Origin of the sequence: Streptomyces mirabilis, from assembly GCF_039503195.1 — a bacterium.
Lineage (GTDB): Bacteria > Actinomycetota > Actinomycetes > Streptomycetales > Streptomycetaceae > Streptomyces > Streptomyces mirabilis_D.
On record NZ_JBCJKP010000001.1, the window covers coordinates 4,680,652 to 4,699,641 of the forward strand.

Consider the following 18,990-nt stretch of genomic DNA (forward strand, 5'->3'; position numbering starts at 1 on the left):
TCGGTCGGGCTGATCTCATCGGTCGGGCTGTTCGGGCTGATCGGGCTGATCGGGCTGCTGGTCAGGCTGTTCGCAGATCCTCCACGGTGGCCGCCACTCCGGGCAGTACGGAGCGGGCCGGTGCCCGCAGACCGTCCAGGAACAGCTGCAGATGACGGTGCACGAAGCGGTCGATGCCCTGGCACGCGGTGCCGGGCAGCGGCCGGGTGAGCTGACTGACGGCGATCATGAGGTCGCCCGACTCGACGTCGGGCCGCAACTGTCCGGCCTCGCGGGCGCGCCTCATCAGCGCGTCGACCATCTCCATGGTCCGCTCGCGTGCGGCGAACAGATCCGGGTGGTGCTGGTCGAAGGCCTCGGAGAGCATGGGGCACAGGGCGCCGATCCGCTCGTCCGCCGCGAAGTGCACGAAGTCGCTCAGCGCCTGGAAGGCGTCGCCGCCCTCCATGAGAGCCGACTCGATCCACTCCGACGTGCGGTCCATGACCGAGCAGACGACCTCCCGCGCGAGCGCGTCGCGGTCCGGGAAGTTGCGGTACACCGTGGCGTTGCCGACACCGGCGCGGCGGGCGATCTCGTCGAACGGCACGTCGGGGCCGAACTCGACGAACATCTCACGCGCGGCGGCGACGATCCGCTCCCGGTTGCGCAGGGCATCGGCGCGGGGCCGGGGCACGCGACGCTTCACGGGGGTGGCGGTCTCCACGGCGTACTCCTCAGACGTAGGTGTAGGAAGACTGTGGCGCGATCCGGGGAATCCGTCCCCGTTTCGCTCGGACACATGGCTAAACGGGGAAACGGTCCCCGGTTATTTCCCGCATTCCCAGAGATCTGATGTGACCTGCGTCACTGAGCATTGGAGGCGGGGGGCGGCCCCACCCCACGCCCGCACATCCGCCCCACCCCGCCCCATGGCCAAACCTCCGACGCGGTTCCCCTCACCCTTCCCCCGGCAAGAAACCCACGTTCGGGCTCTTCCAGCGCGCGCCCCCGCATCCCCCGTCACAGGGTGATCGCACAGGGTGCAGCCGGTGACCGGGCGGCTGCCGTGAGCGAAGGGCCCTTGCATGCAGCCGATGCAGCCCACCACCCGCCGGATACGCTCGCGCCGCGTGGCCGCCCTCGCCACGGTGACCCTTCTGACGCTGACGGTCAGCACCTCCGCCGGCACCGGTCACCTCCCGCCGGGCTCCACGACGGCGGGCTCCATCGCGCTGGCCCGCGCCACGGCGCTCGGTCCCTGCATGATCACCGGCCCGATGGGCGTACAGATGGGCGAGGGCATACCGACCCAACCCGGATACGCCCGCTCCACCGGCATCGTCCGAGCCCTCACCCTGATGGTCGACTTCTCCGACGCGCCCGGCCCGGGCAGCGCACTCGACCGGCTCGCCGAGTTCTTCCCGCAGACCCAGAACTGGTTTCGCACCAGTTCCTACGGCCGTCTCGACTACCGCCCCGAGACCCCCATCCACCACTGGCTGCGCATGCCCAAGCCCTTCAAGGCGTACGGCATAGAACGCGGCGCCCCCTTCGACCCCGGCTACCGCGATCTGGTCCAGGACATAGTGGCCACGGCCGACCCCGAGGTGGACTTCCGCTCGTACGACCTCCTGAACGTGCTGGTGACGCCGAACGCCGGACCCTCCGCCCTGGACACCGTCCTGTCCGTCACCTTCGCCGGCAACACCGAGGCACCCATAGCCGACGGCGTCCCCGTCTCCAACGCGTCCTTCGTCTACAGCCGCCAGGACGACGGCTCCGGCTCCTACGCCGAGACCGGCTACCGGGTACTCCCCCACGAGAACGGCCACACCTTCGGCCTGCCCGACCTCTACACCCCGGAGGGCGGAGGCGCGGTCGGCCACTGGGACATCATGAGCGAGGACTGGGGAGCCGACAACGACCTCCTCGGCTGGCACAAGTGGAAGCTGGGCTGGCTCGACGAGTCGCAGGTCAGATGCGCCGCGTCGTCCGGGACGACGGAGTACACCCTCACCCCGCTGTCCCGGCCCGGCGGCGAGAAGCTGGTCTTCGTACCCACCAGCACCAAGACGGGGTACGCCCTCGAACTGCGCACCCACGACGGCAACGACTCCGCCGTCTGCCGCCCCGGCATCCTCATCTACAAGGTCGACGCGGGCGTGGACACCGGGAACGGCCCCATCACCGTCTACGACTCCAAGCGCCACAGCGGCGGCTGCACCCGCAGCCCCAACGTCCACGCGGAACTCTCCGACGCCCCCTTCACCCCCGGCGAGTCCTTCAAGGACCCCAAGACCGGCATCACGATCGCGGTGACGGCGTCGGATCCCCACGGTGACTACCGGGTGTCCGTCACCCGCCGCTGACCGTCCGCTCCCCCCTTCCCTCACCGGCCGCCCCCTCGGTCCCTGCCCGACCGCTCCCCCGGCCCCCGACCGTTCTCTCACCCGCCCCTCCCGGCCTCCGACCTGCTGACCTGGCCGTGCAAGGACTACGGTGTCTGTCCTGAGTCTCTTCGGAGATCCGCGACTGCGTCTCTTCAGAGATCCGCAACGGAGAGCCCATGCCATCGAATGTCGCACCGGCCCCCGGGACCGGCACCAGCAGCGCCGCAGGCGCCGAGGCCGCGGTGCCCGCCGAGGCCGTCACCCCCCTCATCCGCGGTATCGCCGTACTGCGGCGGCTGACCGACGCCGACGGAGTGTCCAGCCTCAGCGGTCTGGAGCGGTCCACCGGGCTCGCGCGCTCCACCGTCGACCGGATCACCGCGACCCTGGCGCGCCGGGGGTACGTACGGCTCGACGGCCGCGACGCCGTCCTGGCCCCCCGTCTGATGGAACTCGGCAACGCCTACCTGGCCGCCCTGCGCCTGCCCCGCCTCCTCGACGCGCACGCCGACGCCCTCGCCGACGAGCTCGACGAGTCCGTCTCGCTCGCGGTCGGCGACCAGGACGGCATCCGCTTCATCCACCAGGCGACCCGGCGCCGCGCCATGTCGCTGAGCTTCCGCATCGGCGACCTGCTGCCCGCCGAACGCACCGCGCCCGGCCCACTGTTCGCCACCGAGTGGGGCGATCGGGAGTGGGCACGGTGGCACGAGCGGCGCGCGGCCGACCCGGAGGACCGGGGGTTTCCGGCGGTCCCGGCGCGGAGCCGGCCGATCGAGTACGGCGAGGACGACCGAAACGACGAGAAGGACAGGATCGGCGCGAACCCCACGAACCGCACGAACCGCAGAAACGGCAAAGACCTCACCGTCCCCAAAGACCTCACCGTCGGCAAGGATCCCACCGTCGCCAAGGACCTCACCGTCGGGGAAGGCCTCGCGGCGGACAGGCCGGAGGAGCCGGGCGCCGGGCGAAGCGCACGTCGACTTCCCACCCTCGGCGAGGACTTCGAGCAGCGTACGGCCGAGGCGCGGGAGGCCGACTGGGCGCTGGACGACCAGTTGATCGAACCAGGTCTGGTCGCGCTCTCCATGCCCGTACGGGAGGCGGGCCGCATCGCCTGTGTGGTGAGCGTGGTCAGCCACACCAGCCGGCACACCGCGGCCGATCTGCGCGACACCCTGCTGCCCCGGCTACGGGAGGCCGTCGCCGCGATGGAACGGGAACTGCGCGAGGCACAGCACGCCGAATCCGCCACGCCCACGCCCCGCACCACCGCCGCCCCCTCCGGTCTCGCCGTCTGGACCGGCGCCTCCAAGCAGGAACTGGGCCGGGAGTTCATCGAGTCGCTGGCCCGGGGCCTCACCGTCATCACCGCCTTCGGCGAGGGCCGCGCCGCACTGAACCTCACCGAGGTCGCCCAGGCCACCGGACTCGCCCGGGCGACCGCCCGCCGCGCACTGATCACCCTGGAACACCTCGGATACGTCACCGCGCACGACCGCGTCTTCCGCCTCACCCCCCGCGTGCTGGGCCTCGGCTTCCCTCCCCTTTCGCGGACCTCGCTCGCCGAGATCGCCGCCCCGCACCTCACCGAACTCTCGCAGCGGCTGCACGACTCGGCCTCGCTGGCGGTCCTGACCGGCGACGAGATCCAGTACACGGGCCGCGTCTCCACCAGCCGCGTCATGAGCGTCCACATCACCGTCGGCACCCGCCTGCCCGCGTACCCCACCGCGCTGGGCCGGGTGATGCTGGCGGACCTGCCCGAGCCCCCGCTCACCGAACTGCTCCCGTTGACCCCCCGCACGATCACGGACCCCGCTCGGCTGAAGGCCGTCCTGGACCGCGTACGGGAAGAGGGATACGCCCTGGTCGACGGGGAGTTGGAGGTGGGGCTGCGCTCGGTCGCGGTGCCGGTGCGCGAGCGGGGTGGGCGGGTCGTGGCCGCCGTCAATGTCGCGATGCACAGCAGCCGCCGTACGCCCGAGGAGTGCGTCGCCGAGGTGCTGCCGGAGTTGCGGGCCGCGGTGGGGCGGATCGAGGAGGACCTGTGGGTGGCGGGACGGTTCCGCCGGGTACCTCGGACGTGACGCGCCGGCGCGTACCCCTTGTGACGACCGTTTGAGCACGTGAACGCCCGTGTCCGGGCCACGGGAACGTGGTCCGGACACGGGCGGGAGCAGGTGTGGGGGGTCCCCCCGGGCGTCAGTGGCTGACCTCCGCGCCCCCGGCCGACACGACCTCCGCCACCCCCTCGCCCCACGCACCCTCGTCCGCCTGACCCTTCGCCCCACTCTTCTCCGTCTCACCCTTCTCCGGCGCGACCTCGGGCGCACTCTGGTCCGAGGCTTCGGCGGGCCTGCCGTCGCGCATCAGGAAGACGGCGAGGACGGCCGCGACCAGGACTCCCGCCCCGCCCGCCAGGAAGCTCGCCGACATCGCGCTGGTGAAGGCGTGGTGGGCGGAGGCGAGGAGGGACCCGTCGCCGGTGCGGGCGGCCACGGCGAGGGCGTCGCCGATCGAGTGACGGGCGGCGGCCGGGGCGGCGGCGGGCATGTGGCCGGTGAAGGTGCTGGAGAGGACCGCGCCGAGGACGGCGACACCGAGCGCGGCGCCGGCCTGCTGGACGGTGTCGTTGAGCGCGGAGCCCACACCGGCGTGCTCGTCCGGGATCGCGCCCATCATGGCCGCCATCGCCGCGGGCATCGTCAACCCGCCACCGGCGCCCATGAGACACATGGCACCGGCGAGGACGCCCCACCCGCTCTCCGGGTTCAGCGTGGACAGCAGCCCGAACCCGGAGGCGATGACGAGGAGTCCGAGGACCACCATGGCGCGGTTGCCGGTCTTCGGCAGCAGGGCGGCGCCGACGCTGTTGAAGGCGAGGGTCGCGAGGGCCAGCGGGGTGAAGGCGAGACCGGTCTGGGTGGCGGAGTAGCCGAGGACGAACTGCAGGTACTGGGTCAGCACCAGCATCAGGCCGCCCTGGGCCAGGGTCAGCAGCACGAGGGAGAAGCTCGCGCCGGTGAAGACACGGTTGCGGTAGAGCGAGACCGGGATCATCGGCGAGGAGCAGCGGCTCTCCCACACCCCGAACCCGACCAGCCCGAGCACGGCGACGCCGAGCGAGAGCTGCGTGCCCTGCTGACCCAGCCCGCCCTTGGGAAGCTCGATGATCGTCCAGATGAGCGCGGTCATGCCGACCATCGACAGCACCATGCCGATCGGGTCGGCCTTGCGCCAGGGCCCCTTGGACTCGGGCATGAGGACCAGCGCGGCGACGATCGCGAGACCGGCGATGGGGATGTTGAGCAGGAAGACGACCCCCCACCAGAAGTGGGCCAGCAGCGCACCGCCGACGACGGGACCACCGACGAGCCCGACCATGGCGACGGCGCTCCAGGCGGCGATGGCCTTGGGCCGCTCGGCGTCGTCGAAGACGGTGACCAGGATCGACAGCGTGCTGGGCATGATCAGCGCGCCCCCGACGCCCATCAGCACCCGCCCCAGGATCAGCGCCCCGGGCGTGGCGGCCTCCATGGCCACCACCGAGGCCGCCCCGAAGAGCGCGAGCCCGATGACCATCACCTTCCGCCGCCCGAACTTGTCGGAGAGGCTGCCCGCGGTCAGCAGCAGCCCGGCGAAGACCAGCATGTACGAGTCGAGGATCCACTGGAGGTCCTGGGCACTGGCCTTCAGGTCCTCGGCGATCGTCGGGATCGCCACGGTGAGAACCATGTTGTCGACGACCAGCACCAGGGTGCTGAGGCACAACACGATCAGGATGAGCCAGCGACGCGGATGACGGTCCATCTCACAACCTCTCGAACGGTGAACTGAGCCGCACACACCGTGCGCTCCGTGGAACACCGTACGGCGATGCGCACACCGTACGCAAGAGGGAACGGCGTACCGTTCCATGGCCACCCGTACGCACTCTGCGCATGCTGTGCGCTACGGTGGCGGGACCGGGAGAGAGGAAGCCGCATGTCCCCCCAGGAGCAGGCCGAAGCGGGGTCGCCGACGCCCGTCCAGTCGGTGTGGACCCGCCCCCGGGCCGGTCGCGAACAGCCGGCGCTGAGCCGGGACCAGATCGTCGCCGAGGCGCTACGCCTGCTCGACTCCGACGGCATCGACGCCCTGAGCATGCGCAAGCTCGGCACCCGCCTCGGCGCCGGAGCCACCTCGCTCTACCGGCACGTGGCCAACAAGGACGAGCTCATCGAGCTGGCCATCGACGAGATCTACGGCGAAATCGAGATCCCCCGGTCCACCGACCCCGCGACCTGGCGCACGGACGCGACCCACTGCGCCCAGAGCCTGCGCGCGACGATGCTGCGCCACCCGTGGATCGCCTCGGTCCTCGGCGAGATGGGCATGTCGTACCTCGGCCCGAACGCGATGCGCCTGGCCGAGTTCCTGCTCGCCCTCTTCACCCGCGCGGGCCTGCCCACCACCGAGGCCGACCAGGCCGCCTCGACCCTCGTCGCCTACGTCACCGGCATGGCCACCAGCGAGGCCGCCTACCTCAACGTCCTCGCCCGCAGCGGCCACACCGAACAGCAGTACGTGGAAAGCCTCTGGCCCACCGCCGAACAGGCCGCCGAGTCCTACCCCCACCTCCGCGAGGGCTACGCCGAACAACGCGGCAAGGATCCCCGCACCGCCCGCGACGAGAACTTCCAGTACGGCCTCGACCGCGTCCTGGACGGCCTGGAAACCCGAATCACCCACTGACCGAACGCCAGAACCCCCACCCCACCGAATCCGCTACGCTAGTCGCCGGGTCTCCACCGAGATCCCCCCGCCTTCGTAGCTCAGGGGATAGAGCACCGCTCTCCTAAAGCGGGTGTCGCAGGTTCGAATCCTGCCGGGGGCACAGCATGAAGGGCCAGCTCAGGAGGGATTTCCTCCCAGGCTGGCCCTTTGCCGTTTCCGATGCCGTGCCACTCGCGTGCCACTACGTCCGGAGCCTGCCACTGCCCTATGGCACTCCCCCGGCCGTGCCTAGCATGTGAAGGTGGACGACATACAGGTTCCCGACTCGCTTGTGGCCCTGCAATCCGCTGCGTACGCGGCTCGCTTATCCATGGCTGACTACGTCCGAGCGAATGGCCCGGTCTGTGACTGGACCGACGAGACGCGGGCCGAGGCAGCCCGCCTTCAGCAGACACTCGAATCGACGGAGACCGCCCTTCGGGAAGCCTTCGAAGCGAGCGACTTGCTGCGCATACACAGCAGACAAGCCCTGCGCCGATCCCTCAGAAGAGCAGCGGCCCCTACTCCTCCCCTTCCCTAGAAGCGCGTCTCCCTTCCGCCTCCCGGATCATCGAGCCGAGCCGATCAGCGATCTCACGGTCGCGACCGCTCACCACGTGCTGATAGATCAGCGCCGCGCGCGGGGTGCTGTGGCCCATCCTCGTCATCAGCTCCCGCAGACTCGCACCGGAGGCAGCGAGCGTGTTGCCCGTGTGCCGAAGATCGTGGAAGTGCACGTCTGCCGTGACGCCTGCCTTCGTCCGCGCATTGATCCAGTCATCCCGGAAGTTGCTCCGGCGGAGCCAGCCACCTTGGGGACCGAGAAAGACGTGCCCATCACGCCCCGCCCCGGAGAAGCCGTCAAGATGCGCCTTCACATCCGGCAGAAGCTCGGTCGGGAAAGCCACGGGCCGGACCCCGGCGTCGGACTTCGGCGCCTTGTCGAAGAGAGCTCCGGTCTGCATCTCAGCTTGCGACCGGCGGACCATGAGCGCAGCGTTCTCGGTGTCGACGTCGCGCCGGCGGAGCGAGGCCAGCTCTCCGAATCGCAGTCCGGTGAACGCGGCCAGGAGGACGAGCAGCCGATACCGCGGGACGATCGAGTCGGCCACGGCGTACACCTCCGCCACGGTGAGGACGGGCCGCTCCGGCACGTCGTAGCGATCGGCGCCCTTGATCCGGCAGGGATTGCGGCGGATCAGCTCGTCATCGACGGCCGTGTTCAGGATCGCCCTCATGATCTGGTACGCCTTGACCACGGTCGGCTCACCGGTCCGCGCGAGGCACGCCGTACGCCAGGCCCGCACCTGCACCGTGGTGATCGTGGCCAGCGGACGCTCACCGAAGGTCGGCAGCAGGTGCAGCCGGATCACTGACTCGTGCCGCTCCCGCGAACGCGCAGCGAGCTTCCGATCATTGAGCCACCCCGTGGCGTACTGACCGAACTGGACCTTGCCCGCGTCGGGATCAGACCATTGGCCACGGGTGATGTCCGCCTCAATGTGAGTCAGCGCGACTTCCGCGTCAGTCTTGGTGGGGTATGTCTCCTCCGCCGTACGGAGCTGCCCCGTGACGGGATCACGGAAACGCGCCTGCCAACGACCCGACTTGAGTTGACGGACGGAACCGAATCGGCGACGCCTGCCTTGGTTGTTCGCCATCAGGCCACCCTCCGAAGCGCTCCAGGCCGAACGGTCACGGGCTGAACGGTGTGCTCAGCGATGTAGGTCGACACCGCACTCTCAGGGATGCGGACGTGCCGCCCAACGCGGACGAACGTGATCCGACGTTCCTCGATCAGACGCCGGGGGAACCGCACCCCGGTGCCGAGGAGTTCGGCTACCTGCTGCACGGTCAGTAACCGGTCGGCCATCACCACTCCCCCTCTGTCTCGTGATCGGGCATGTCGGCGAGTGCTTCACGTGCGGTCTCTCGGTTCAGTCGGATCTCCTTCGCGATCGATTCGGCCAGCCAGGACTCTCCCGGCGTGTGGCCCTGTCCGGCGTAGACCCAGTGCGCGAGCACCAACGTGGAGCCCTCCGCGTCGTCGAGGTCCTCGGAGAGCCCGCGCTCGCGGCGTTCCTGCCGGGCCCGGTAGTCGGCCCGCACCTGGCGTAGCGCGCCGAGGGTGGTCGAGTAGCGGCGGGACTTCGTGGAGAAGTGCCCGCGGAAACCGAGCATGTGAGCCCAGCGCGCCAGCATCCGTTCCGGGTAGGCGTCGTCCAGGTCCCAGCAGGCTTCGATCAGACGCCGGGTGTGCGCGGGCAGCGGCAGCTTGTCGAGCTCGGAGAGCTCCCCGATCCGATGGTCCACGGTCCCGGTGGTCTCGGCCGCCTTCGTGGCGTACTTGGCCACGTACGAGGCGACCGCCTGTTCCGTCAGCTCCTCCTGGCCCAGGGCGCCGATCGGCTGCACGTCAACCTGGGACCCCCACCGCAGCGTCCGGGCCGGGAAGTCCCCGGAGGCCGCCACAGGCACGGAGACCCGCCCGGCAGCCGCCCTGATCGCATCGTCCAGCAGAGCGACCGTCGCCCAGGCCGGCGGAGTCGCGTCGGGACCCTCCGGACCGTCCAGGCGCACCACCGCGTGGAAGTGCACGGAGCCGCGTTTCTGGAACTCGGCGACCTTGCCGAAGGAGACCCGGCACACCTCCTTCATGGCCGTCTGAGACAGGCCCGCGCGTGCGGCGATCTCCCGGCGCAGGTAGACGGTGAAGCGGCGCCACAGGTCCCCGGCGAAGTTGTTGAACAGCACCGCCCCGGCGTAGTCGTACCGGCCCGGATCGAGCGCCGTCCCCAACGCCGGATCGCTCTCCGCGTGGGAGCTCCCACAGCGGCAACACCCGGCGTCCGGCCGGTTGTGCACGGGCCCGAACGAGGGCGCCGTCAGGGTGGCGAAGACCCGGGGGTGATCCCGGACCACGGTCGAGACGCCCTTGTTCACGTCACCTGTGATCCCGGCACGGATCAGGTGGTACGTGTCCCCCGCGTACGTCCAGGCACAGGCCGGGCAGCGCGAGGCCCGCCGGTTACCGCACGCCACCCGAAGCATCCCGCCGGGCTCGTTCTCGGTGCTGTAGGAGTAGAGGACGTCACCGGTCGCGCGGTCGCGGGTGGTCGTCTGGCCCATCAGCCGGATCGGATGGGAGCAGCCGCCTGTGCGTCGGATCTGTTCCTGCCAGCGGTCGAAGTCCGGGGAGCCAGCGACCCGCAGGAGATCGGCCAGGGTTAACGGGTCGGTGCCCATGGAGGCCGCAGCACCGGCCACGGCCTCCGGGGGGACGGGGAACACCGTCACGCGGCCACCTCCAGCGGCTCGACCACGGCCAGCGGAGCCGAGACGGGGCCGGGGGTGGAGCCGAAGGTGCGGTCCTTCGGGCAGATCACGTCACCGCCGTGCGTGAGGATGCGCAGACCATCGATGCGGACCCAGCGCCAGGCCGGGGCGTGCGCTCGACAGCCGGGGCAAGTGGGCGGGATGGCGTCGAGCAGGTCGGAGCAGGACGGGAAGATGCTCACGCGGCACCGCCACCGGTCTGGCAGACCCAACAGGCTCGATAGCCCTCCTCGGACCAGTCCGAGCCAGCATCGATGACCCAGGCCCCCCAGACCTTCCCGGAGTTGTCGCACTCCGGGCAGCAGCCGTCGATGACCGCCGGGAGGTGCCGAGCTTCCGGGGCAACCCCGACCAGCCACATGACCGAGGCGGACGCCAGCTCCTCCGACCGGTCGAGGCGGCGGGCTGACGGGAACCGCTCGGCGTGCCGACGGTCGATCTCCTGGGTGGTCATGTCCCGCAACCAGAGTTTGCGGTGTCCGGCCAGATACGACGCGCGCCGACGAGTCTCCTCACGTCCGAGTCGCACAGTGCCCTGGAGGATCCAAGCGATCAGAGCCGAATCCGAAGAGCTCCGGAGCCGGTACCCGTTCGGCATGTCCGACGAGTAGAGGGCGACCGCGCGTTCCATTCCGGAAAGGGTCGCGATCACCGCAGCGGATGCAGATGCATGCGGTGCGACCAACGTTGCAGGCATGATGGAAGCTCCCTTAGGGGACGAGGGGCGGCGAATCTGCTTGGCGGTAGGAGCGCCGCCCCTGGCTTTGACAGGCGATCAACCTGTCTAACTTCTCTTGTGTTACCTAGATTAGTTGCGGGACGGTTCAATGCAAGACCTGGGGCAGATTTCTTTAGGTCACTTAGGTAACCTGGGGAGGTGACGGTGAGCCAGGATGATCCGCGTAGCGCCTACGAGCAGGTGGCAGACGACCTCCGACGGAGGATTGCCTCCGGAGCTCTCAAGGCTGGCCAGCGGCTCGACGGAAACGCCAAGATGGCTGAACGCTATGGCGTAGCGCCGATGACCATTCGCCACGCGCTCGACATCCTGCGACGCGAACAGCTCATCGTGAGCCAGCAAGGGCGCGGGACCTTCGTCGCCAGCGATCCGGGCTTCGCAGACTCGGCGGAGGAGGCCAGCACCATGGCCGATGAACTCGGCGAGATCAGGGCCGCTCTGGAACTGATCAACTCGCGGCTCGACCGCCTTGAGACCCAGGTTCGCGAACGTCCTTGACCGAGGAAGACAGCCGCTCGACCCGCTGAGCAGCTTCGGCGAGCTTCTTCCGGATCTCGTGCAGCTCTACTAATAATCGCGCCCTGTCCGCGACCCTCACAGCGTCTGTCCCCCAGTCAGTGATCAGCCCAGTTTCATACTCGCGGCGAGACGCCTGATCTCCGCCGTGTGCGCGTGCTTGTCCGTCGACCTCAGATCGTCCACAAGGTTCCGGGCAATCGGCCTGTTGCGTACGTGCTGAGGGGCAATCGCGTCAGCCCGCAGGATCGCGTCAGCCGCCGGGGCCGACTTGCCGTTCATCATCTGGCCGACAGCCGTGCAGACCCAGAAGTGCGACTGCCGCTCGCCCGACGCCATGTTCCCGATGTTGACCAACTCGGCGCGTGAGAGCACGTCGCGAGGGTGGCCCAGTTCCAAACTCACTTCCACCGAGTGGATCTCTGCGTTGACTGCGTTGAACTGAGTCTGGAATGCGTTGCCGTCCTCCGGTACGCCGGCCGCCGCCTGTCGAGCCTCAGCCAGATGGGACTCCGCCTCCGGCCGATCCCAGAGTCGGGACCATGCCACGGCGGCCCGCAGATGCATCGCACCCCACAGGGCGCGCAACGTCTGGTCAGCCGCACCCATGTGAGGTTCGAGGTCATCGAGAGCCTTGCGTGCCATGTCACGCGCCGCGCCCAGCTCTCCCTCGTGAAGCCAAAGGCCGCAGAGATCCCAGCGAGCCGCAGCGCGGAGGATCGGAGACTCTGCCCGCTCGGCCGCCACCAGCTCACGCTGAACAGCACTCCATCCGAGGTCATGGTGACCGAGGAGATTGGACGACACGCGCGCCATGTGGCTCGCCCGCAGCATGAGCGACTCAGCCCGCGGTACATCTTCGCCCTCGGCCGTATCACACAGAACGATCAGATCACGAAGAATCCGAGGGAGGACGTCGCCCAGGGCGGCGAACTTCGCATCCTGCCTCAACCTCTCTGCCGCCTCGACTCGCAAGGTGAGTTCGGGAAGGGCCGGAACATCGGCCACCGCAATCAGAGCAGCGCCGCCGGGCATGGTCGCCTGTTGGAGCGCGAGGCGAAGGCCGGGAATCGCAGCGTGACCGGAGTCGAGTTCCGATGTCTCGTGCCGGTACGGCTGGCCGGTCAGCTCTACGACCTCCACGCCGAGAACCTCGGCGATCTGACCGAGGACGCTCATGCGATCGAGCGGAAGGCGGCCGGTTTCGATCTTCGAGACCCAGCTCACCGAGCGATCGACGGATGCCGCCAACTGCGCTTGATCCCAGCCGAGTCGGCGCCGCGCTCGTGCTACGCGCTGCCCTGTGGTCAGTTCAGCCATCATGGGTTCCCTTCGACACTACGACGGTACCCACGCCGAACCGTGACGCTGTCAGTAAAAGTGACAGTGAGCGCCCGAACGGCCCACCGGCAGGCCGGAGTTACAGATTTCTCTACCTCATCAAGCCCCGGCTGCGCTCCGCTCCGCCGGGCGCGCTCCCGGCTCCGCTCCGCGCGACGCTCCTGCCTTCGGCCCGCTCCGCGCGGGCTGCGCCGACGCGCGCCCACGAGAGATAGGCCCGGAGAGCATGAGACGAGAACCAAGCCCGCGGCTTCAAGACGATGCCTCCGGCGGGGGCGCTCAGACTCCGGGATGGATGGGGCACCGTTCGCGAGTGCCGGCCGGAGCGTGGCGAGCGTCGTGGAGCTCCCATCCCGACCACCTTCGACCCAGGTCAAGCCGAGCAGACGCGGCCCAGGGCGTCCAGGTCGTTCGTACAGTGGCGCGCTCCACCTGGACGCCCTGAACCACGCCCGCTCCACTACGTGTGGGCCGAAGGCGGACGGGATGGGAGCTGGGGAGAGTGGGGGGTGCAGGCTGTGAGATGGTCCCGCTCATGACCGAGTCATGGACGATCGACGGCAGCTCTGATCCAGTGACGTCCCAGGTGGTGCGGGAGGCACTTCTGGAGAGGATCGAGGGAGGGCGGCTCGAAACATGGCTGACCAGCTCATCTGGCCGTTTGTTGGCCTTCGTCACCAACACGGACCGTGCGACCGTGTCGTTGCTGGACGGAGAAGGTGATGCTGGCGAGCACGCCGTGGACCGAGAAGCCGATGGATCAAGCGACGGCTTTATCCTCGCCAACGGTCAGCACGACGAGTACCCAAATGAGGACACGGTGCCGCTTGAGGAGGCCCTCAAGATCGTCCGCCACATCGTCAGTGAGGGCTCCTGGCCCGCCGACACGTCCTGGGTGGTCGATCGCTGACGAAGCAGCTCGGGCCGTTCCTGGGCCGTCCGAGGCGGACCAGCGTTGACAGACGACGACAGGGGCTGACCACTTCCCCGCAGGTCACAGAGGTCAGCCAGGAAAGACGCCCACATGAGAGACTGGCTGCGCCACTTCCAGAAGAACTGATCTCGCGGCGGTACACGGCCAGTCGAAAGGTCTGCGCGTGACAGACAAGCGTGCAGGCACAGGTTCTCCTGACTGGGCCTACAACTGGGCAGACGGTACAGGTCTGCTCGGGATGGACCAGCCGGAGGAAATCGACGCGGCATTTGAACGCGGCGAGCCGCACGTCGGAGTGGCCGTGATCGGCCTTGCCCTCAATTACTCCGATCCCGTGGCCATCCTTCCCCGGATCGCCCACGCTCTCCGCTCGGACTCGGAAGAACTGCGCCGACAGGGCACGGTCGCGCTAGCGCACGTTGCACGTCTTCACCACTCGGTCGATACCGAGTGCCTGGCCCTCTTGCGAACCCGCCCCAGGGGCAACGAAGCCGACGACGATCTCTGGACGTTTGTCCCGCACCGGCGCTTGCCTCTCTGGCTCTGGCGTCATCACCTGCCCCAACACACGAAATGGCTACTTTGGGACCGCTGGCGCGCTTGAGACCGCGCACCCCCAGCCATCCACCGTTGGAGGCGAGTGCTAGCCGTGCTCGTTGCGTGCCCGATCCGGCGGGATCTCCCGGGGTCTCACGGGGAACCGTGGGGCCAGTCGCGCTCCAGCGCAGGTCAGGGACTTCCCAGGTCAGCCGCCATCCACATACGCCGTCTTCCAAACTAGTGCTTCAGGCCGGAGAGAAAAGCCGCTTGTCAAGACTGCGTGCGGCGGCTGACACCAGCGGTTGACACCAACAAGCGCGAACAGCAGCGGTCGACGCCGGACCTCCGTGGACGATCGGCCGAGGCGTAGGACCGGTGGGCCGACGTCGACGGTCCCCGGTGATCGACCTGATAAAGATGAGGCCAGACCTCAAAGGCTGGGACCACGCGGGGTGTCACCATCAACCGATGGGCGAAGCCCCGCCAGCCTTGACCTACTCTGGTCGCCCTGATCGGATGCTCCCATGGCCACGGACCCGAGCGAGTACGACAAGGCGATGCCGATCGTGGCGGCCCATCTGGCGAAGATCGAGCGGGCAGTCAGCCGGACCCGTTCCTCTCACGCCGGACAGTTGTACACAACCGTCAGGGAAGCCCTCGTGCAGGCACTGCGGGATGAAAATGCCGAAAGAGTCGTCCCGCAGGTCGTCGACGAGTTCGCCCGGCGGATCTCTGAGGAGCCAGACGCGCTCCCGTTCTGACATCCACACCTGACATCAACGACGGCGGACAGCAGCAGCCACGAGCGGTCCGTGGGAGGACCCGGCGCGGTGAGGTTGAGCTGTACAGCAGCGAAGTACAGCAACCACCGCGTTCCCGACCGACCACCACCGACCCCAGACGACCGATTGACGTGCCCGAGAGACCTCAGCGACCGCCCCGCCCAGAGTTCGCATCGAGGGGGTACGAGAGCGGTGGCCGGGGGCTGTGGCTGTCTGCTGCTCGTCACTAGGGTCACTGCCACAGCTGACTGAAATCACTGTGCTCCCGATAGGCCAAGTCCATACCCTCTGCGACATGGCTTCTGACGAATCAGGTTCTTTGCCCTGTCGGCCCCGACTCATGGACGGAGGACCATACGAGTGCCCGTGCTGCCGGCTCATGACTCTCGAGACATCGGCCAGTTTCGAGATCTGTCCAGAGTGCGGGTGGGAGGACGATGGGCAGGACGATTCCGACGCTGACAAAGTCCTCGGCGGTCCCAATGGGGCGGAGAGCCTGACGGAAGCGCGGGAACGCTACGCGGCGTACATTGCCGAGTCAGCCGGTCCTGACAGCGTTACTCGGGGCGGCGAGGGGTCTTGGCGGTCTGCCGCCAAGAGGAAGCGGCCGAGACAGACCGAGTAAGTGCGCAGTTGGAGGTCAGGTCGAACGTGTCCGCGTGCCACAGTCGCGCCAGATGAGGCGGGGACTCACGGGGAACCTCGGCTGCCGACGGGTAGCGCAGCCAGCAGATGCCGAAGTCGGAATCCTGCAGGTCAGACCTCAACTCGCCCCACCTCGCTCCTAAAGCGGGTGTCGCAGGTTCGAATCCTGCCGGGGGCACCAGGGCAAAGGCCCCGGACCGATCATGGTCCGGGGCCTTTGACGGCAGCATTTGACGGCAGTCGCCTCTCAGGCAGCAGGCGGACGGCGCTTGAGCAGGCGGTCCATGTGGCTGATCGCCTCCCGCTGCGTGTCGTGCACGACGTGCGTGTAGACGTCCATGGTGATGCTGATCTGGCTGTGGCCGAGGATCTCCATGATGACCCGCGGGGCGACCCCGGCCGCAGTCAGCAGCGTGGCGCAGCCGTGCCGTGCATCGTGCAGCCGCACCACCCGTAGCCCGGCGTCTGCGGCGACCCGAGTGAAGGACCGGTAGACGTTCCGCGGCTCCACCGGCCGGCCGTTCCTCGTCGCGAAGACGTGGCCGTCCTCAGACCAGGCGACACCGGTGCGCGCGAACGCCTCCCGTTGCCGGAGCCGATGCCACCGCAGCGGGGCGAGGCACAGGGCGGGCATGGGGACCACCCGACTGCGACGGCTCTTGGGGTCGTCGTCGTAGAGCGTGCCCCTGCGGCGCTGGGTCTGCTGACGTACGTGCAGCACCCGGTTGTCCAAGTCCAGGTCCGACCAGCGCAGGCCCACCAGTTCACCGCGGCGCAGTCCCATGGCGACAGCGAGCACGAATGCGGCGTAGAGCGGATCGCTTCGCGCCGCCTCCAGGAACGACAGGGTCTCCTCCAGCGTCCACGGGCGAATCTCCCGCTGCTTGACGCGCGGCGGCTCCACCAGCGCGGCGACATTGCGTGTGATCAGTTCCTCTCGGACGGCTGCCGAGAGCGCCGTGCGCAGCACCCGGTGTGCTTCCTTCCCGGTCGCGGCCGTGTGGGCGCCTTGCACCCGAGTGATGAAGCGGCGCACGTCGGCAACGCTCAGGGATTCCAGCCGCTTGGGGCCCAGGATCGGGACCAGGTAAAGCCGCACATGCGCCTCGTACTTGTCGTACGTGCTGAGCTTGCGGCGCGGCTCAACGTAGTGCTCCAGCCAGTACGGCAGCCACTCGGAGAGCTTGGCGGAGCGGGTGGGCGTGGGGATGCCTTGGCGGTCGCGTCGGACCAGTTCCTGGCGTTTGGTGTCGCACTCCTCCCACGTGGCGCCGTAGACCGTCTTGCGCTTGCGGGTGCCGTCAGGCTGCGGAACGTACACACGGGCTTCGTACCGGCCATCCTTGCGCTGCCAGATGCTGCCGGCGCCGTTTGGATTCCTCTTGCGTGCCATCAGGCGGCTTCCTCCAACTGGTCATTGATGAAGGCTCGAAGAGCATCGGCAGGCACGCGGCGGCATCGGCCGATCTTGATGCTCTTGAGCTGTCGAGAGCGGATGAGGTCGTAGACCTTGAAACGGCTAAGGCTCAATGCCTCCATCACTTCGGGAACCGTGAGCGCTTGGTGAGTAGTGGGCAAGGCGGAACTCACTGCGGCCTCCCAAACGGGGCTGTTGGCTTCCTTCTGGGGAATCCGCCACGTCCGCCACGCCGCCACATCGCAGGTCAGAGCCTTGATCGTGTGGCGGATAGCGTTTTTGTGGCGGATAGGTGCCGCCACACCGAGGGGATGCGGCGGCACCGGGAGAGCCGGTTTGGTCAGCCGGCGAGGACGGGCTGTGTGGCGGTTTCCGCGGACGTGTGGCGGATGGCTGTGGCGCTATCCGCCACGGATTCACCCCCGCTGACCTGCGGTGTGGCGGACGTGGCGGACGTGGCGGATTCTCCAGGGGACGGAGGGCAGTACCGCACCCACGCGTCCGCGAGGTCCTCCGCGTAGTAGCCCTTGGGGAACCCGGACGGGGTGCGGATGCCGCGCGACTTGATCGGCTTGTTCGCGTGAGTGACGTACTGCCCCAACAGCCGTCCCAGCGTGCGGGAGTTGATCGGCTTGTCGTCGACATCGCCCCACGGCCCGTCGTCCATGCGGAGCAGGCACTCGATGATCACGGCGGTCGGCATGCGGTCCGCGCCGCAGAACACCTTGTCCCGCAGGTCCGTCAACAGCCTGATGCCGATGGAGGATTCGTCGTTGTCGTGGGCTGCGCTGATCAGTTCCACACAGGCGACCCGCGCCCGTGCCGGCCAGTCGCCCCCGGCTGCGTCCGCGACGGCGAGCAGGGGCTCCCATACATCGGCGGGCCGGTCGGTCACGCCCTCGGGCATCTCGGGCCACGCGTTCGCCACCCGGTCGCGGACGGTGTCCGCCCACTTGGCGAGCTGGTCCCGTAGGGCGTGGCCTTGCTTCTCGTGGGTGCGCTGCCGGTAGGGCTCGACTTTCTCGTTGGGGGCGCGCTTGCGCATGCGGACGATGACCGCGCGCGTGAGAACGGTGTTGGGCAGGGACCCGAGCCCGGCCATGGCGACCGCGCAGTAGGAATCGAAGACCTGCGCGTTCTGGTTGGAGCCTTCGCCGACGCAGCGCAGGGCGCCGCCGATGCGCCGGTATCCGGCGTTCAGGAAGCCGCGCAGGGCCTCATCGGCGCCGGCCCTGGGACCGAAGATTGTGTCCACCTCGTCGAACAGCACGGTGGGCAGTCCTTCGGCCGAGTCGACCAGCCGGTAGAGGGCATTGGCGGATGCGGACACGGTGGCGACCGGTCGGGGGGTGAGCAGTTCCACGATCTCCAGCGCCCGCGACTTTCCCGACCCGGGCTCCGGGGACAAAAACGCGATCCTCGGCGTCGTCTCGAAGCACTCGATCAGATGGGCGTGCGCGTCCCACAGGGTCACGGCGACGTAGGCGGCTTCTCGGGGGAAGACGTTGAAGCGGCGGTGGAAGGCTTCCACCTCATTGAGCAGCGCGGCCCCGTCGATGGTGGCGGTCATGCGGCATACCTCCTGTCGGAGCAGCGGGCCGTGCCCG

Annotated in this window: 19 protein-coding genes and 1 tRNA gene; 9 read left to right on the forward strand and 11 right to left on the reverse strand. The window is 68.7% G+C overall.

The window, feature by feature from the left end:
• Nucleotides 1–61 precede the first annotated feature (61 nt).
• Entirely contained in the window at nt 62–706 is a 645-nt protein-coding gene (locus tag AAFF41_RS21565; RefSeq protein ID WP_319749049.1) for a TetR/AcrR family transcriptional regulator, read from the reverse strand.
• Between the two features lie 361 nt (nt 707–1,067).
• On the opposite strand from AAFF41_RS21565, the gene AAFF41_RS21570 reads away from it, so the two are divergent.
• Nucleotides 1,068–2,351, forward strand: coding sequence for a M6 family metalloprotease domain-containing protein (locus AAFF41_RS21570; RefSeq protein WP_319749050.1), 1,284 nt, complete (start codon nt 1,068–1,070; stop codon nt 2,349–2,351).
• 197 nt (nt 2,352–2,548) lie between these two features.
• Complete coding sequence (locus tag AAFF41_RS21575; RefSeq protein ID WP_319749051.1) at nt 2,549–4,465, forward strand: IclR family transcriptional regulator domain-containing protein; 1,917 nt, start codon at nt 2,549–2,551, stop codon at nt 4,463–4,465.
• A 115-nt stretch (nt 4,466–4,580) separates the two neighbouring features.
• On the opposite strand, the gene AAFF41_RS21580 is transcribed toward AAFF41_RS21575, so the two are convergent.
• Nucleotides 4,581–6,188: an MFS transporter gene (locus AAFF41_RS21580; RefSeq protein WP_319749052.1), complete on the reverse strand. Its 1,608-nt coding sequence runs from the start codon at nt 6,186–6,188 to the stop codon at nt 4,581–4,583.
• Between the two features lie 174 nt (nt 6,189–6,362).
• Here AAFF41_RS21580 and AAFF41_RS21585 point away from each other — a divergent pair, with 174 nt between their 5' ends.
• Together AAFF41_RS21585 and AAFF41_RS21590 are read left to right on the forward strand one after the other, a co-directional pair.
• Nucleotides 6,363–7,112: a TetR/AcrR family transcriptional regulator gene (locus AAFF41_RS21585; protein ID WP_060900503.1), complete on the forward strand. Its 750-nt coding sequence runs from the start codon at nt 6,363–6,365 to the stop codon at nt 7,110–7,112.
• 69 nt (nt 7,113–7,181) lie between these two features.
• A tRNA-Arg gene (locus AAFF41_RS21590) sits at nt 7,182–7,254 on the forward strand.
• Nucleotides 7,255–7,654: 400 nt separating this feature from the next.
• Here AAFF41_RS21590 and AAFF41_RS21595 read toward each other — a convergent pair.
• The 5 genes from AAFF41_RS21595 to AAFF41_RS21615 are packed head-to-tail and all read right to left on the reverse strand — an operon-like array spanning nt 7,655 to nt 10,923.
• On the reverse strand, nt 7,655–8,794 hold the full coding sequence (locus AAFF41_RS21595) for a tyrosine-type recombinase/integrase (RefSeq protein ID WP_343324450.1): 1,140 nt from the start codon (nt 8,792–8,794) through the stop codon (nt 7,655–7,657).
• Complete coding sequence (locus AAFF41_RS21600) at nt 8,794–9,006, reverse strand: helix-turn-helix domain-containing protein (RefSeq protein ID WP_343324451.1); 213 nt, start codon at nt 9,004–9,006, stop codon at nt 8,794–8,796. The genes AAFF41_RS21595 and AAFF41_RS21600 overlap by 1 nt, the downstream gene beginning before the upstream one ends.
• Entirely contained in the window at nt 9,006–10,379 is a 1,374-nt protein-coding gene (gene repSA, locus AAFF41_RS21605; protein ID WP_343326325.1) for a replication initiator protein RepSA, read from the reverse strand. Before repSA ends, AAFF41_RS21600 begins: the two co-directional genes overlap by 1 nt.
• Before the next feature lie 47 nt (nt 10,380–10,426).
• Complete coding sequence (locus tag AAFF41_RS21610) at nt 10,427–10,651, reverse strand: hypothetical protein (protein ID WP_343324452.1); 225 nt, start codon at nt 10,649–10,651, stop codon at nt 10,427–10,429.
• The gene (locus AAFF41_RS21615) at nt 10,648–10,923 is read right to left on the reverse strand and encodes a hypothetical protein (protein WP_343324453.1); all 276 of its coding nucleotides are present in this window, start codon (nt 10,921–10,923) and stop codon (nt 10,648–10,650) included. The genes AAFF41_RS21610 and AAFF41_RS21615 overlap by 4 nt, the downstream gene beginning before the upstream one ends.
• 423 nt (nt 10,924–11,346) lie before the next feature.
• Here AAFF41_RS21615 and AAFF41_RS21620 point away from each other — a divergent pair, with 423 nt between their 5' ends.
• A complete protein-coding gene (locus AAFF41_RS21620; RefSeq protein ID WP_343324454.1) occupies nt 11,347–11,706 on the forward strand; it encodes a GntR family transcriptional regulator in 360 nt (119 codons plus the stop codon).
• Between the two features lie 123 nt (nt 11,707–11,829).
• Here AAFF41_RS21620 and AAFF41_RS21625 read toward each other — a convergent pair whose 3' ends face one another.
• Entirely contained in the window at nt 11,830–13,047 is a 1,218-nt protein-coding gene (locus AAFF41_RS21625) for a helix-turn-helix domain-containing protein (protein ID WP_343324455.1), read from the reverse strand.
• 553 nt (nt 13,048–13,600) lie between these two features.
• Here AAFF41_RS21625 and AAFF41_RS21630 point away from each other — a divergent pair.
• From AAFF41_RS21630 to AAFF41_RS21645, 4 genes are all read left to right on the forward strand, one after another.
• On the forward strand, nt 13,601–13,975 hold the full coding sequence (locus AAFF41_RS21630; RefSeq protein WP_343324456.1) for a hypothetical protein: 375 nt from the start codon (nt 13,601–13,603) through the stop codon (nt 13,973–13,975).
• A gap of 187 nt (nt 13,976–14,162) precedes the next feature.
• The gene (locus AAFF41_RS21635) at nt 14,163–14,603 is read left to right on the forward strand and encodes a hypothetical protein (protein WP_343324457.1); all 441 of its coding nucleotides are present in this window, start codon (nt 14,163–14,165) and stop codon (nt 14,601–14,603) included.
• A 460-nt stretch (nt 14,604–15,063) separates the two neighbouring features.
• On the forward strand, nt 15,064–15,300 hold the full coding sequence (locus tag AAFF41_RS21640; RefSeq protein ID WP_316733527.1) for a hypothetical protein: 237 nt from the start codon (nt 15,064–15,066) through the stop codon (nt 15,298–15,300).
• A 361-nt stretch (nt 15,301–15,661) separates the two neighbouring features.
• Nucleotides 15,662–15,946, forward strand: a complete 285-nt coding sequence (locus AAFF41_RS21645; protein WP_343326326.1) for a CPCC family cysteine-rich protein — start codon at nt 15,662–15,664, stop codon at nt 15,944–15,946.
• A 267-nt stretch (nt 15,947–16,213) separates the two neighbouring features.
• Here the strand turns inward: AAFF41_RS21645 and AAFF41_RS21650 are convergent, their stop codons facing one another.
• From AAFF41_RS21650 to AAFF41_RS21660, 3 genes are all read right to left on the reverse strand, one after another.
• Nucleotides 16,214–17,359, reverse strand: a complete 1,146-nt coding sequence (locus AAFF41_RS21650) for a tyrosine-type recombinase/integrase (RefSeq protein ID WP_343324458.1) — start codon at nt 17,357–17,359, stop codon at nt 16,214–16,216.
• Nucleotides 17,359–17,556 carry a helix-turn-helix domain-containing protein gene (locus tag AAFF41_RS21655; protein ID WP_067376440.1) on the reverse strand — a complete coding sequence of 66 codons (198 nt, stop codon included), beginning with the start codon at nt 17,554–17,556 and terminating at the stop codon, nt 17,359–17,361. Before AAFF41_RS21655 ends, AAFF41_RS21650 begins: the two co-directional genes overlap by 1 nt.
• 167 nt (nt 17,557–17,723) lie before the next feature.
• Nucleotides 17,724–18,953, reverse strand: a complete 1,230-nt coding sequence (locus AAFF41_RS21660; protein WP_343324459.1) for a DUF3631 domain-containing protein — start codon at nt 18,951–18,953, stop codon at nt 17,724–17,726.
• Nucleotides 18,954–18,990 lie beyond the last annotated feature (37 nt).

Coding starts and splice junctions, on each gene's coding strand:
- AAFF41_RS21570 (WP_319749050.1), top strand. CDS start 1,068: ATGCAGCCGATGCAGCCCACCACCCGCCGGATACGCTCGCGCCGCGTG.
- AAFF41_RS21575 (WP_319749051.1), top strand. CDS start 2,549: ATGCCATCGAATGTCGCACCGGCCCCCGGGACCGGCACCAGCAGCGCC.
- AAFF41_RS21580 (WP_319749052.1), bottom strand. CDS start 6,188: ATGGACCGTCATCCGCGTCGCTGGCTCATCCTGATCGTGTTGTGCCTC.
- AAFF41_RS21585 (WP_060900503.1), top strand. CDS start 6,363: ATGTCCCCCCAGGAGCAGGCCGAAGCGGGGTCGCCGACGCCCGTCCAG.
- AAFF41_RS21595 (WP_343324450.1), bottom strand. CDS start 8,794: ATGGCGAACAACCAAGGCAGGCGTCGCCGATTCGGTTCCGTCCGTCAA.
- AAFF41_RS21600 (WP_343324451.1), bottom strand. CDS start 9,006: ATGGCCGACCGGTTACTGACCGTGCAGCAGGTAGCCGAACTCCTCGGC.
- repSA (WP_343326325.1), bottom strand. CDS start 10,379: ATGGGCACCGACCCGTTAACCCTGGCCGATCTCCTGCGGGTCGCTGGC.
- AAFF41_RS21615 (WP_343324453.1), bottom strand. CDS start 10,923: ATGACCACCCAGGAGATCGACCGTCGGCACGCCGAGCGGTTCCCGTCA.
- AAFF41_RS21625 (WP_343324455.1), bottom strand. CDS start 13,047: ATGATGGCTGAACTGACCACAGGGCAGCGCGTAGCACGAGCGCGGCGC.
- AAFF41_RS21630 (WP_343324456.1), top strand. CDS start 13,601: ATGACCGAGTCATGGACGATCGACGGCAGCTCTGATCCAGTGACGTCC.
- AAFF41_RS21640 (WP_316733527.1), top strand. CDS start 15,064: ATGGCCACGGACCCGAGCGAGTACGACAAGGCGATGCCGATCGTGGCG.
- AAFF41_RS21645 (WP_343326326.1), top strand. CDS start 15,662: ATGGACGGAGGACCATACGAGTGCCCGTGCTGCCGGCTCATGACTCTC.
- AAFF41_RS21650 (WP_343324458.1), bottom strand. CDS start 17,359: ATGGCACGCAAGAGGAATCCAAACGGCGCCGGCAGCATCTGGCAGCGC.
- AAFF41_RS21660 (WP_343324459.1), bottom strand. CDS start 18,953: ATGACCGCCACCATCGACGGGGCCGCGCTGCTCAATGAGGTGGAAGCC.